Source organism: Mucilaginibacter sp. (assembly GCF_028288185.1).
In the GTDB taxonomy this organism is placed as follows: Bacteria; Bacteroidota; Bacteroidia; order Sphingobacteriales; family Sphingobacteriaceae; genus Mucilaginibacter.
The window spans coordinates 144,101-157,792 of record NZ_JAQBOF010000036.1 but is presented as its reverse complement, the minus strand read 5'-3'; the positions used below and the strand labels follow the sequence as shown (position 1 = coordinate 157,792).

11 protein-coding genes and 1 pseudogene are annotated in these 13,692 nt (G+C 41.3%); all 12 read right to left on the bottom strand.

Annotated features, from left to right (window positions below; translation table 11 throughout):
- Positions 1 to 248, bottom strand: a pseudogene (locus JWQ34_RS16680) (DNA polymerase III subunit beta); the annotation flags it as partial.
- A 139-nt stretch (positions 249 to 387) separates the two neighbouring features.
- A complete protein-coding gene (gldG, locus tag JWQ34_RS16675) occupies positions 388 to 2,787 on the bottom strand; it encodes a gliding motility-associated ABC transporter substrate-binding protein GldG (protein ID WP_367278640.1) in 2,400 nt (799 codons plus the stop codon).
- A gap of 136 nt (positions 2,788 to 2,923) precedes the next feature.
- Complete coding sequence (locus JWQ34_RS16670) at positions 2,924 to 3,424, bottom strand: hypothetical protein (RefSeq protein ID WP_299359138.1); 501 nt, start codon at positions 3,422 to 3,424, stop codon at positions 2,924 to 2,926.
- 76 nt (positions 3,425 to 3,500) lie between these two features.
- Positions 3,501 to 4,208 carry an ATP-binding cassette domain-containing protein gene (locus JWQ34_RS16665; protein ID WP_299359136.1) on the bottom strand — a complete coding sequence of 236 codons (708 nt, stop codon included), beginning with the start codon at positions 4,206 to 4,208 and terminating at the stop codon, positions 3,501 to 3,503.
- 656 nt (positions 4,209 to 4,864) lie between these two features.
- Complete coding sequence (locus JWQ34_RS16660; protein WP_299359134.1) at positions 4,865 to 5,161, bottom strand: septum formation initiator family protein; 297 nt, start codon at positions 5,159 to 5,161, stop codon at positions 4,865 to 4,867.
- Positions 5,162 to 5,292: 131 nt separating this feature from the next.
- Complete coding sequence (locus JWQ34_RS16655) at positions 5,293 to 6,597, bottom strand: DEAD/DEAH box helicase (RefSeq protein ID WP_299359132.1); 1,305 nt, start codon at positions 6,595 to 6,597, stop codon at positions 5,293 to 5,295.
- A 316-nt stretch (positions 6,598 to 6,913) separates the two neighbouring features.
- A complete protein-coding gene (gene eno / locus JWQ34_RS16650) occupies positions 6,914 to 8,209 on the bottom strand; it encodes a phosphopyruvate hydratase (protein WP_299359130.1) in 1,296 nt (431 codons plus the stop codon).
- 161 nt (positions 8,210 to 8,370) lie between these two features.
- The gene (locus tag JWQ34_RS16645; RefSeq protein WP_299359128.1) at positions 8,371 to 8,946 is read right to left on the bottom strand and encodes a PAS domain S-box protein; all 576 of its coding nucleotides are present in this window, start codon (positions 8,944 to 8,946) and stop codon (positions 8,371 to 8,373) included.
- Between the two features lie 108 nt (positions 8,947 to 9,054).
- Positions 9,055 to 9,780: a DUF2490 domain-containing protein gene (locus JWQ34_RS16640; RefSeq protein ID WP_299359126.1), complete on the bottom strand. Its 726-nt coding sequence runs from the start codon at positions 9,778 to 9,780 to the stop codon at positions 9,055 to 9,057.
- A 69-nt stretch (positions 9,781 to 9,849) separates the two neighbouring features.
- Positions 9,850 to 10,950, bottom strand: coding sequence for an ABC transporter permease (locus JWQ34_RS16635; protein ID WP_299359124.1), 1,101 nt, complete (start codon positions 10,948 to 10,950; stop codon positions 9,850 to 9,852).
- Between the two features lie 67 nt (positions 10,951 to 11,017).
- The gene (locus tag JWQ34_RS16630; RefSeq protein WP_299359122.1) at positions 11,018 to 11,782 is read right to left on the bottom strand and encodes an ABC transporter ATP-binding protein; all 765 of its coding nucleotides are present in this window, start codon (positions 11,780 to 11,782) and stop codon (positions 11,018 to 11,020) included.
- Positions 11,783 to 12,282: 500 nt separating this feature from the next.
- Positions 12,283 to 13,383, bottom strand: a complete 1,101-nt coding sequence (gene carA / locus JWQ34_RS16625; RefSeq protein ID WP_299359120.1) for a glutamine-hydrolyzing carbamoyl-phosphate synthase small subunit — start codon at positions 13,381 to 13,383, stop codon at positions 12,283 to 12,285.
- Positions 13,384 to 13,692: the final 309 nt, after the last annotated feature.

The window sequence follows — 13,692 nt, the reverse complement described above, 5'->3', positions numbered from 1 at the left end:
TCTGGTAATGATTTTAAAGTTTCTAGCAATATGCGCGATGGTATGGCAATACGTCCGTTCTCTTTAGACTCAACAGTTAAAGAGGTGGTCATGCTGGTTTGCAGGTCCGTTGCCGAAATGGTTAAGTATCCATCCTTTATTTCAAACAAAAAGTTTTCCATTATGGCCAATACGGTACTGTTGCTTAATGCACCGCTTACACACTGCCATTGCTTAAATAATGTTGATGAAGAAACTATAAATCTCATATATAAATCCAGTGTTAATTAGTCGTAAACATATAGCCCCCTCTAAATCTCCCCCGGTAGGGGAGACTTTTTAAAGCCCTCCCTACCGGGGAGGGTTTGGGTGGGGCTAATTAGTGTTAATTAGTCAAAAGTATAAAATTTAATGAGCATACTTTCGCTTGCGCGTATAATGTTGAAAAATAGCAAATATTAACACTAATAACAAAGGAATAATTGTATTAATAATCTGCCAGTATAATTTTTCGTTACGCACCCTTGCCCGGTTAAGCAGGCGTAGTTTAATTTCTTTATTTCGCAAAGCGATAAGGCCCGAATCGTCAGTCATGTAGTCAGCAATATTGAGCAATAAATTTTTGTTGCCATAGGTTTGCTTGCTGTAATGGTCATAACCCAAGGGGTAGGGTGATCCATCTGCAGCTACCTGATTTTTAAACACATCGCCATCGCTTATTACAATCATTTTAGTTGGCTTACTTTCGTTTTGTATCGCAATGTTCTCGCCCAAACCTTCGGGCAAAGGGCGGTTTTTAAAGTCGGACATAAACTTACCCTCCAGCAAAACGGCGGTAGTTTTTGGTACGCTTTGGAAAGCTTTCGGGTCGGGTTGCTGCTCAATAGCCTGTAACGACAGCATGTGCGGGGCCTTTAAATTTTTATTATAAGGCGATGATGCCAGCAGTATGGTTTTATCAACATTACGGGTATCCAGTACATCAATGGTGCTTACAAACTCGCCATATATTCCATCCAGATTTTTAACTATCGGATGTTTAGCCAGCGGCATAAATATGGGGTAGAATAACCAGGGCACCATTTGTATCTGTGCTTGCCCACCTATATTGCCGGTACTGATAGGTATTTGCGCCGCGCTCAGGTCAGCTATCAGGTCATAATTTATGCGGATGCCATAAACAAATAGCTGGTCGTCCAAATTTAATTGTTTGGAGAACGCCAGTTGTTCGCCGCCATGGCCGCGCAGGCTGTCAAGCTCGGCGTTAACCTGGTCTATCGCCCAAAGTATTTTACCGCCGCGCATCAGATATTGATCCAACTTAAATTTTTCGGGCTCGGTAAATGGTTTTTCGGGTTTGGGCACTACTATTAACCTTATTTTTAGCAAACTATCAAACGGAATACTTTTCAGATCAACCCTACCCACCTCAAAGCCATCCGATAGAGATTTCATGGCATCATTTAACTGCACATCGTTCAGCTCGTCATGCCCCGTTGTAAAGCCTATTTGCGGCTTACCCCCTCGCATTACTTTTTTTATGGCCGATGTAAAAGCGTACTCCAGATTTTGGATGGAGTTATTTAAAACCTCATCGGCACTCAAACCCATTTGTGTTTGCTGGTATAGTAGTTTAACCGGTATTTCTTTGCCGTTGGCTGACACTACTGCACCGGGGAAAATAGTTTTTTGTGTTACGCCGTCATCCGTCTTTACGCTTAGGGCAGTAGGTTCCACGCCGCGAGCTTGCAGATCATTAATAGTTTGCTCTTGTCGTTCGGCTGCTACGCCTTTAAGCGGATCAACAAACTCAAATTGCAGCTTGCGGTGACTGTAGGCTTGCAGATCCGTCAACATATCATTGGTGGCGCGTTGCAGGCGTTTCATGCCTCCGCTCAGATCGCCTTGCAAATACACGGTGACTTTTACGGGTGCAGCCAGGCTATCTAAAACATTGCGGCTTGCCTGCGAAATTGTGTAGCGGCCTTCTTTTGTAAAATCAAACCGGGTAAAGGTTAGGTTAGTTAAAATAGTAAGACTGATGATCAACAAGAATATACCCGAGGTAACATTTTTACCCAAGCTTTTTTGCTGCTGCTTTAAAAGCGCGAATAAGGTGAACCAAATAAACAGCGCTGCTAATATGATAAAGTAGGCCAGATCGCGCGTATCTAAAACACCACGGCTGATAGATTGATAATGCTCTGTAATGCCTAAGCTTTGGATACCTGAGCTTTGCAAGGAAAGCAATCCGCTTAACGAATCAAATCCGTTATAAAAAAAGAAACATAGAAAAATGGCTATGGTAAAAGCGATGATTTGATTTTTAGTAATAGCCGATGCGAACAAGCCAATAGCCGCGAAAGCCGCACCCAATAAAAACAAGCCGATGTACGAGCCTATTACCGCTCCGCTATCAATATTGCCCTGCGGCGTGCCTAGCACATAAACCGAATAATAATAAGTAAGCGTGGGCAGCAAAGCAAACAGCACCAATATTACCGCGGCAAAATACTTACCTAACACAATTTGCAGGTGGCTTAACGGGCGGGTTAAAAGCAGCTCGAATGTGCCTTCCCTGCGCTCTTCGGCTAATGACCGCATGGTGATAGCCGGGATGAGAAACATGAACAGGTAAGGCGCGGTGCTAAATAAACTATCCAGTCCGGCGTAGCCGTAATCTAAAATAGATGAATCTGGGAAGACCCATAAAAACAGGCCCAGTACTAATAAAAACACGCCAATAGTAACATACGCTACTAATGAACTGAGGTAAGCAATTATTTCTTTTTTGAGGATACTATACACAGCAAAGCGTTAAACGCCGAAATTACAACAATATTTGCTAATGGCATATCCTAGCGGTTAGGATGCTGCGATTTTTTTGAACAAAACAAAAAGGCCCTGATAAATCGAGGGCCTTTGATTAAATTTTATTAATTAATTAGAAACTAAAGCCTAAACGGGCTGCAACCTGGCTAACGGTACCATTGTGTGACCAAGCTTCGTAACGAACACCCAGATCAACAACATCACTAAATTTGTAACCAATGCCAGGCGAATATGCAAACGCTGTACCGCCACCGCTTTGTGTGCTAAAGGCTGCACCTAATTGTGCTTCGCCATAAAATGCATCTGCAAACCAGTATTTAATACCTGCTTTTAGAGGCACAAAACCGGCAGCAGGAACTTTTACGCCCAGAATAGTTTTACCCATAAAAGAAGTATAACCTGCTGATACGGTAAAATCCGTTCCGGTTGCTATTGGCATATCATACTTTAATGAGCCGCCAATAGCAAAATTGTAAGCATCGGATGTAGTCCCTACCGGGATACCCGCTTCAACACCAATACTAAATTTACCATTACCATCTGATTTTTTTTGAGCAAAACCGCTCATAGAAACACCTGCCAGCAATACTGCTGCTAATAAAATTTTTTTCATAAAAAACTGAATTAAAATGGTTTAAATAAAAAATTGTGAATTGTTACACAAATATAAAAACATTATTTAAATCATACTATTGGTTAGTTAATTTGATAAATATGTCTTCTAATGATGTTTTACTATTTGCTTCTTTTAGGTTTTGAAGCGTACTATCTGTTACAATTTTACCTTTATTGATGATAATAACATGATTGCAAACGGCCTCCACCTCTTGCATGATATGTGTAGATAATATAATGGTTTTTGTTTTACCCAGATCCAGTATTAACTGGCGGATGCCGATGAGTTGGTTAGGATCAAGCCCTGATGTCGGTTCATCTAATATCAACACTTGTGGGTCGTGCAAAATAGCTTGCGCCAGGCCAACCCGCTGGCGATATCCTTTTGATAATTGACCAATCTTTTTATGCTGTTCGGGACCTAGGCCCGTCATTTCAATAATATCGGCAATACGTTTTGCAGGCTCATGGATCTGATGAATATCAGCAATAAAACTTAACGACTCCTTTACATACATATCCGTATAAAGCGCGTTACTTTCGGGCAGGTAGCCAATATTGTGTTTAACCTCCAAAGGTTGGGTGGTTACATCAAATCCGCACACCTCCGCCTTGCCACCGGTTTGCGGGATAAAGCAGGTCAGGATTTTCATGGTGGTTGATTTACCAGCGCCATTAGGACCCAAAAAGCCTAATACACCCGGCCCGGCAGTAAAGCTGATGTTATCAACCGCCTTTTGTTCGCCATAAATTTTTGTTAAACCTTCAACACAGATACTCATGCTTCAAATGTAGAAATTTGGAGGGAATATGACGAAACTTGTTTGCTATTGCTATAGTCATTAGTTGTTCATTACTTCTGGCCACAAGTATCGTTAGTTGTGTAGATCCGCCCGCTCAATCGCCGCGGGAAGGCTTTGTTCTTTTCCTTGATGAAAAGAACCAAAAATCAAGTCAGACGATAGGCTTCTTTGCGCTCGAGGCCTTTGCCCTGCAAAGCCGGTAAAACCACGGGCTGCATAATTTTGCTCCAACTCGCACAAGCCATTACCCCGGCAAAAAGACGCTATGCCCTTCCATCCGCACAGCCCCGCAAGTTTTACCTGCTTTCACCCGAAGCTTTTCGTCTGACATCTCGGCCAGAACCAAGATTTTAGTAGTTATAAGCAATCCAAAAAAAGAATCGCAAAGGCCTGTCAGGGCGCGCGGCCGGGAGTCTGGCCTCGTGTAGTGGCAGCGATCAGCCTGACTTGATCTTTTGGTTACTTTTGGATCAAGCCAAAAGTAACAGCCAACCCGCGGCGATTGAGCGGGTGGATTTTGAAATGAAGGATACAACTCAATTTTATGCAAGCTCAAGAACGATTGCACCCTAAGTTCTGAGCGATAAATGATATGACTTTATGGAATGCCGAAATAAATTCGGCATGACGTTGGGTTACTGCGCCTTCTCTTTTACTATCACAAAAACATCCTCATTATCCTTCCGCATCAGATATTTTTCGCGGGCAAATTTCTCTAGTTTTTTGGGGTCAGATGTTAACTCGTCAAGATCCTTGCTTACTTTAACGGTTTGGTCTTTATAAAAATCGCGTTCCTGTTTTAGCTTGCTAACTTCCTGGTGGTACTGGTATTGCGATAGCAGATCGTTCTTATCAAAAAACACCATCCAAACCACAAAGGCTACTGTAAACAGGAAATATTTGTTTTTAAAAAGATCTATCAGTCGTTTCATAAACGTTAACCGTAATTTGATATAAAATTATCTAATAATTATAGCTAATACAAATATGCTTATTAACTTATTAACAAAGATTGAAGATTAGTGATTAAAGATTAGTTGAATAGCTACTCTTTAATCACTAATTATCTCCTATTACCATTTGGCCTGCCACCACTTAGGCTACCTTCGGGCTTGCCACCGGCACGCTTAGGCCTGTCAGACCGGCCAAAACTGCGGCCGCGTTTATTACCGCCGCCGCCACCTTTGCCTTTAGCAGCACCAGCCGCATGGTTAGCAACTATACTTTGCGGACTCATTACGTACGGATGCGCATCATTAATAGGAATCTCTTTGCCTATCAGTTTATGTATATCCTTTAAAAAATCCAGTTCTTCCTGGTCGCAAAAGGTCATGGCTATACCACTCGCTCCTGCCCTGCCGGTACGGCCAATACGGTGTACGTAGGTTTCGGGTATGTTGGGTATCTCGTAGTTTATTACGTGGGTCAGCTCGTCAATATCAATACCGCGGGCGGCAATATCAGTAGCAATTAACACACGGGTTGTACGGGCCTTAAAGTTGTTCAACGCACGTTGACGCGCGTTTTGCGATTTATTACCGTGGATAGCCTCGGCAGTAATGCCAATTTTAACCAGGTCCTTCACCACTTTATCAGCACCATGTTTGGTACGGGTAAATACCAGCGCGGTTTTAATTTCTTTGTCTTTTAATATATGCGCTAATAATGAACGCTTATCGTTCTTCTCTACATAAAAAAGTTCCTGCGCAATAGTATCAGCAGTTGATGATACGGGCGTAACCTCTACCCTTTCAGGATTGGTTAATATCGAATCGGCCAGGTGCTGTATCTCTTTAGGCATAGTAGCCGAAAAGAATAATGTTTGACGTTTAGCAGGAATCTTAGCGATAACCTTTTTAACATCATTAACAAAACCCATATCCAGCATACGGTCGGCTTCGTCCAGTACCAGCATTTTAACGTGGTCAAGGTGCACAAAGCGCTGGTTCATTAAATCTAATAAACGGCCCGGCGTTGCTACCAAAATATCTATACCACGGCGCAAGGCTTCCGTCTGTGGGTTTTGCGATACACCACCATAAATCACCAGGTGTTTTAAACCGGTGTGGCGACCATAAGCGGCAAGGCTCTCGTTTATTTGTATAGCCAGTTCGCGCGTTGGTGTAAGTATAAGCGCCTTAATGGTTTTTTGCTCTTTATGCTGTAGCCTATCTTGATATAATAACTGTAAAATAGGTATAGAGAAAGCGGCTGTTTTACCGGTACCGGTTTGCGCGCAGCCTAAAAGGTCGCGGCGTTGCAGTACAATTGGTATAGCCTGCTCTTGTATAGGCGTGGGTGTAGTATATCCCTCAGTTTTTAAAGCCCTGAGAATTGGCTCAATCAAGTTTAAATTTTCGAATGACATGTATTGTTTCTTATTATTATGTGCTAACGCGATTGCATAGCGGATCTGAAGAGTTTGTCGGTAATCAAAACCGTAAAGCTAACGGGTATTAAATTATTTGCGCAAAGATACGGTTTTATTATTTAATAAAACTTTACCATCAGTCATCCTGAACTTGGTTTAGCAGCCCACATGCAAAGTAGGCTATATGTCCCGTGGGATGCCGAAATAAATTCGGCATGACGAGTGGGTAAAACAAAAAACGGCCCCGATAAATCGGAGCCGTTTCAATATCAAAGCTTTTAGCTTTCTGCTTTAGCCTTTCAGCTAAAAAAACTTATTTCTTAAAAAACTTAAAGTTCTTACCGATAAATTTAGCGTTAGCGCCTAATTCTTCTTCTATACGTAACAACTGGTTGTATTTAGCTATCCTGTCTGAACGTGAAAGCGAACCGGTTTTTATTTGTCCGCAATTTAATGCTACGGCTAAATCAGCAATAGTGCTGTCTTCAGTCTCACCACTACGGTGACTCATTACCGAAGTATAACCATGTGTTTGCGCCAGGCTAACCGCGTTAATAGTTTCTGTTAATGATCCTATCTGGTTAACTTTTACCAGGATAGAGTTTGCTGTATCTTCGTCAATACCTTGTTGTAAACGGGTTACGTTGGTTACAAACAAATCATCCCCTACTAACTGTACTTTATCGCCAATACGCTCGGTTAATAATTTCCAGCCGGCCCAGTCATCCTCGGCCATACCGTCTTCAATAGATATAATAGGATATTTTTCTGCCAGCTGAGCCAAATATTCTACTTGCTCTGCACTGGTGCGGATAGCACCTTTTGCGCCTTCAAATTTGGTATAATCGTATTTACCGTTTACATAAAACTCGGATGCAGCGCAATCAAATGCCAAACAAATATCAACACCCGGTTTGTATCCTGCTTTTTCAATCGCTTTTAAAATGGTTTCAACACCATCTTCGGTACCTTCAAAAGTTGGGGCAAAACCACCTTCATCACCAACAGTAGTTGTTAAACCACGGTCATGTAAGATCTTTTTAAGGTTATGAAAAACTTCTGTCCCCCAACGCAATGCTTCAGAGAAAGATGACGCGCCAACCGGCATGATCATAAACTCCTGGAACGCTATAGGCGCGTCAGAGTGTGAACCACCGTTAACAATGTTCATCATCGGCAATGGCAGCGTGTTAGCATTTACACCACCAATATAGCGGTATAAAGGCTGGCGGCTTTCCTGAGCGGCAGCTTTAGCGGCAGCAAGCGATACGCCTAAAATAGCGTTAGCGCCTAACTTAGCTTTGTTGTGTGTGCCGTCAAGATCGATCATTATTTGGTCAATACTGTTTTGATCAAACACATCAACACCTTGTAATTCTTTTGCTATAATATCGTTTACGTTAGCAACGGCTTTTAAAACGCCTTTACCCATGTAAACGGCCTTATCATTATCACGCAATTCAACAGCCTCATGCGCGCCGGTTGATGCACCAGACGGTACAGCGGCACGGCCTAAATAGCCATTTTCGGTTAATACATCTACTTCTATAGTAGGGTTTCCGCGCGAATCAAGTATCTGGCGGGCGTGAACATCAATTATTAAACTCATTTTTTTCTGATTAATTCGGTTTTATAACTTAGTGTAATTAGTACACTTAAAACGTTTAGTTTTCAAATATACAACTTCCATTAAATATGTAGGAATTTAACTTTAACATTAACATAAATTTAATGTTACAAACTTTAATAATCAGGATTTTAGCGATGCTTTTAAAATTTTTTATTTTCACTTTCGGTAACGTCTGTAGCCATAGCCATAATGTGGTCTTCTTTGCCTGATGTTATAATATGCGAAGTGATCCTGACCTGTATTGGTGTTCCATCTTTTTTAAGGTGTGTCCAGATACCGGAATCATTATAAGTATTGGTAAGGTTTTTTACCACCGTGTGCACCTTTCCGATATCGGCTTTTGGGCGGATATCAAGAATAGTCATACTCTTAAACTCATCCAGGGTATAACCATATTTGGCTATTGCTGCGTTATTAACAGCAGTAAAATTAAACGTGCGGCGATTGTAGATCCACATGGGCGAAGGATTAGCCTCGAAATAACTGCGGTATTGTTTTTCGCTTTCCTCTAATTGGCTATGATAGTATAAAATAAGGCGATATAATATAAAGCCCGTTAAAAACACGTAAGCAAAGCCTTTTATACTACTAATAAAAAGAACAAACGAAACATCCATCGCGCCGCTGGCCCAATTCAATATTTTGTCGCTTAGGGCAATCCATAAAAGACCCGCGACAGTATAAATTGTGGCTATTTTAAATGCACCAGATCTCATTACCAAAGTTTAATCGTTTGGGGGCGAAGTAACCACTTATACGGTAATAAACAAAAAAAGGATAGCCTTAATTAAATAAACAGATAAATGCTGTATATACAAGGCAAATTAATTGTCCGTACTTGGCATGTGTTCTCTTAGCTTCGCATTTTTACGGTTGATGCGATACATAAATGTTAAAGCCAAATTGTTTTTATCAGCAGCAAAGGTTGGACTATAATTATATTGATTTAACCAGCCAGCCTGTACGTTTATCGACTTATTAAACTGGTAACCCAACGCTGCCGAGAAACGGTTACGCTCAAAATTAGGCACCGCGTTGTTCAAGAAGATCTCATCATAAACAGATATAAAGAAAGTCTTGGCCACGATCTTGGTATTATTTAAAGGCACAAACATATTTAAACGATAACGAAAGCGGTTACGATATAACCCATTAACCCATCGTTGTTCAACGCGGTAGCGGTGCTCCAGCTTTATCCGGTATAAAAACTGGTTAACAGTCATTTGCTCCCATAACCTAAATTCGGTTGCTACTTTTAAATTTTCGGGATTATCATCAGTAACGTAGCGGCCCGTGCCTAAAAGTGCAGTAAAACTGTTATCCAGATCATAGCTTATGCCTGCTTTGGTTTCGTAATAAAAAAACTGGTTAAATGGTTTGTCAGATCGGGTTTGCAGTTCGGCATATCCGCCCCAGCGATGTGCGCTATCACCTGGTAAAACTATGGTAACTATACCAAAAACACCTGTTTTATTGTTTTGCGCTTGCGCGGATAAGTTTATAAAAAGAAAAGCAAGCAATATTATTACTTGCACTTTATACTTGTTCATGTTAAGATAATATAAATTACTGGTGCAAATATATTATCTTAACATTAATTTTATATGATTAAATCGGTATTATTCCCACTTAAACGTTTTAACCGCAACGGCATAAACAACCACTCCCCAAATACACATAATTAATATCTGGTGCGATACGTCTACCAGGCTTGCGCCCTCGAACGCTACTTTACGTAATGAGTCGTTTAAATAAGTTAAGGGTAGTGCCCTGCTTATAGGCTGCAACCAAGCCGGGAAAACATTGATAGAGAAAAACGTACCCGATAGCAAAAACTGTGGCAACGTTATCATATTAGCTATTGGTGGTACCGTACTTTCGTTTTTTGCAATGCCCGATACCACGAAGCCAAAGCCCATAAACACCACTACGCCAATGAGCGAGAGCAAGAGCATATTAAGCACCGTGACCACGCCATGAACCAGCGTAAAACCAAATGCATAATGCCCTATTAATATAATAAATAAAGCACCTATCAGCGCGAACGATATACGTGCAATGGCTTCGCCAATTACTATGCTGTAGCGTTTTACCGGCGTGGCAAAAAAGCGTTTAATTACTAAAGTTATCCGCAGACTTAAAAACACAAACGCAGTACCAAATACACCTGTACTTAATAAAGAGAACCCTAATTGCCCCGGTAAAATAAAATCAATGGTTTTATATTCGCGGGTTTCTACCTCGGCTTCTTTAATTATAGCAACCGGCGGCGGCGCGTCAGGAATATGCGAGTTTAGCTGAAAGAAAATATTATTTAATGCCGATTTTAAAATAGCTTCCTTATCGCCGGATGCTTTGCTATGCTGAATGTTCACCGTAAAATACGGCGGCGTGGTGTTTTTTTGGATATTCAATATAGCATCAATACTTCCCTTTTTAAGGTTAGCTTCCATTTGCTCTGGCGTTTGGTTATGTATCAACCGTATAACGCTCACCTTTTTCAGGGCTTGGTAAACCGGGTTCAGGGTATCGTTGGTTTTAGCCACACCAACATCAACAGATATTACGCCACCGCCGCTAATAAAGCCAAATACCAAAATAAATATCAACGGAAAAAGTAACGTAAACACCACCGATGACGGGCTGCGTATTATCGACCTAAAACTGGCCTTGGCTATAGCCAGCGTTGCTTTAAAATTACTGTATGGTTTATCTGTCATTGGGTTATTGGTCATTAATCATTGGGTCATTAAGTCATTGGCTGCTACTGCAACTTAAAACTGCTACTTACTCCTCCCGCCACTCCTTACCTGTCATGTTTATAAATACGTCCTCCAGGCTTGCTAGTTTTACTTCTTTTGGCCGCTCGAAGCCTGAGGCTACTAGTTTGTCAATAAATGCATCGGGCGTATCAACACCTATAATATTACCGCCGTCAATAAAGGCTACACGGTCGCAAAGCACTTCTGCTTCGTCCATATAGTGAGTGGTTATAACCACGGTGGTTCCCTGGTCGCGAATCTCGCGGATCAAATCCCAAAGGTTACGGCGTGCTTGTGGGTCAAGACCAGTTGTTGGTTCATCTAAAAAAACTATGCGTGGGTTATTTATTAAAGTAGTAGCAATAGAGAAACGCTGCTTTTGTCCGCCCGAAAGCTCTTTGTATTTAGCTTTGGCTTTATCATTCAGTGCTACTTTTTCCAGCATCTCTGCCGGGCTCCTTTCTATACCATAAAGGCCCGAAAAAAGCTCGATCAGTTCTGTAAGATTAAGGTTGGGGTAATAGCCCGCCGCCTGCAATTGCACGCCGATACGTTTTTTAATACTGGCGGCATCGGTATCAATATTAAAACCATCAACGATTATCTCGCCTGATGTTTTATCGCGAAGGGTTTCAATAATTTCGAGGGTGGTGGTTTTGCCGGCACCGTTAGGGCCAAGCAAGCCAAATATTTCGCCCTCGTAAACTTCAAAGCTAATGCCTTTTACAGCCTTAAAATCGCCATAGTTTTTAATCAGGTTTTTTACGGTAATTATGGATTGTTTTGCCATGCTGTAAAAATGGTGTAGAAAATTGGATTTTCAATAGTTTTTTAACGGATTACTGCTTTTATTACAGTAATCCGAATAAACATAGGTAGATGCTTATTATTTTACTAAATGCCCCAACAAATGAATGGCAGCAACAGCATGAGCAATAAATTGAGCCAGTATTAGCATTGCAGGTACGGTTAATAGTGTTGTCATTGTTTTTCTGTGATGATTTATGATACAAATGTGCTTGCAAAACCATAATCAACACAGGGTTATTAGGTAAAATGGGGGATATTGTCGGTGAATGGAGGAGGTGAGTAGATAAACGTACAAAAAAAGGATGTCATGCTGAGGCACTCGAAGCATGCGGGTGGGCCTTTACGCTCATGCTTCGAGTGCCTCAGCATGACAGCCCCTCTTTGGCAATTGTCTGCAAACAAAAAGAGACGCGAAGTATCGCGTCTATACAAAATCACAAATAAAAAAGTCTCCCCTACCGGGGGAGATTTAGAGGGGGGCTATTTCATCAAATTAATAAAATCATCAAACAAATAACGGCTATCATGCGGGCCGGGCGATGACTCGGGGTGATACTGTACCGAAAATGCTTTTTTATCTTTTACACGGATGCCTTCTATTGATTGATCGTTCAGGTTAACGTGGGTGATCTCTACTTTGTCGGACGCTCTAACCGCCTCTGGTACTACACCAAAACCATGGTTTTGCGAGGTAACTTCGCAATGGTTAATGATGATGTTTTTTACCGGATGATTTAAGCCACGGTGACCGTTAAACATTTTCTTGGTTGGGATATCATTAGCCAAAGCCAATAACTGGTGGCCCAAACAGATCCCGAACATCGGTTTATCAGCAGCTAAAATATCCTTTACAGTTTCAACCGCGTAAGGCATTGCCGATGGATCGCCGGGGCCGTTTGATATAAAATAACCTGTTGGCGCAAAATCCTTTTCCATTTCGGCAAAGGTGGTTTTGGCAGGATATACTTTGGCATAAACCTCGCGGTCGTCAAAGTTGCGCAGGATGTTTTTCTTTACACCTAAGTCTAAAACCGCAACACGGTAAGGCGCTTTTTCATCGCCGAAAGTATAGGTTTCTTTAGTTGATACTTTTGATGACAGTTCCAGTCCATCCATTGAAGGTACTTTTGCCAGTTTAGCTTTCAGTTCTTCCAAATCCAATATCTCTGACGATATGATGGCATTCATAGCGCCTTTGTCACGGATATGGCGCACCAGCTGGCGGGTATCAATGTCTGATATGCCTACTATGTTTTGCTCCTGGAAATAATCTTGTATAGACTCATCGGCCTGTTTACGGCTGTAAGCAATGTTGTAGTTTTTACAAACCAGGCCGGCAATTTGGATGTTGCCAGACTCTACCTCAGCATCGGCAATACCATAGTTGCCTATATGCGCGTTGGTGGCCACCATTATTTGCCCGAAGTAAGATGGGTCGGTAAAAATTTCCTGGTAACCGGTCATGCCGGTATTGAAACATATTTCGCCGGCCGTGGTACCAATTTTTCCGGCTGCTTTGCCATAAAATACGGTTCCGTCCTCTAAAAGTAATATCGCCGGTAATTTGGTGAAATAGGTCATCTGTTTAAATAAATTGAATAGTTAAAATAACGGCTGGTCTGGTTTGATACGCCGTAAAATTGGATTGGAAAAATGAAGTAAGAAACTCCTGTATTCACGGTGCAAAAGTAGGGAATAATTTCGGATTTCGGATGTTCGATTTCGAATTTTTTTGATTGATCGAATTAATTAAAATATTGCTTTTGATAACACGTTAAATTGACTTAATGATTGATTTTATTTTTAAATAAAAACTATGTTTAAAAACATCCAACTCAATCAAAATACTCCGATATGTTATTAACATTTTACTGTATTGTTTGTAAGATT

Coding starts and splice junctions, on each gene's coding strand:
- JWQ34_RS16655 (WP_299359132.1), bottom strand. CDS start 6,597: ATGTCATTCGAAAATTTAAACTTGATTGAGCCAATTCTCAGGGCTTTA.
- JWQ34_RS16665 (WP_299359136.1), bottom strand. CDS start 4,208: ATGAGTATCTGTGTTGAAGGTTTAACAAAAATTTATGGCGAACAAAAG.
- JWQ34_RS16640 (WP_299359126.1), bottom strand. CDS start 9,780: ATGAACAAGTATAAAGTGCAAGTAATAATATTGCTTGCTTTTCTTTTT.
- eno (WP_299359130.1), bottom strand. CDS start 8,209: ATGAGTTTAATAATTGATGTTCACGCCCGCCAGATACTTGATTCGCGC.
- JWQ34_RS16635 (WP_299359124.1), bottom strand. CDS start 10,950: ATGACAGATAAACCATACAGTAATTTTAAAGCAACGCTGGCTATAGCC.
- JWQ34_RS16660 (WP_299359134.1), bottom strand. CDS start 5,161: ATGAAACGACTGATAGATCTTTTTAAAAACAAATATTTCCTGTTTACA.
- JWQ34_RS16630 (WP_299359122.1), bottom strand. CDS start 11,782: ATGGCAAAACAATCCATAATTACCGTAAAAAACCTGATTAAAAACTAT.
- JWQ34_RS16670 (WP_299359138.1), bottom strand. CDS start 3,424: ATGAAAAAAATTTTATTAGCAGCAGTATTGCTGGCAGGTGTTTCTATG.
- carA (WP_299359120.1), bottom strand. CDS start 13,383: ATGACCTATTTCACCAAATTACCGGCGATATTACTTTTAGAGGACGGA.
- JWQ34_RS16645 (WP_299359128.1), bottom strand. CDS start 8,946: ATGAGATCTGGTGCATTTAAAATAGCCACAATTTATACTGTCGCGGGT.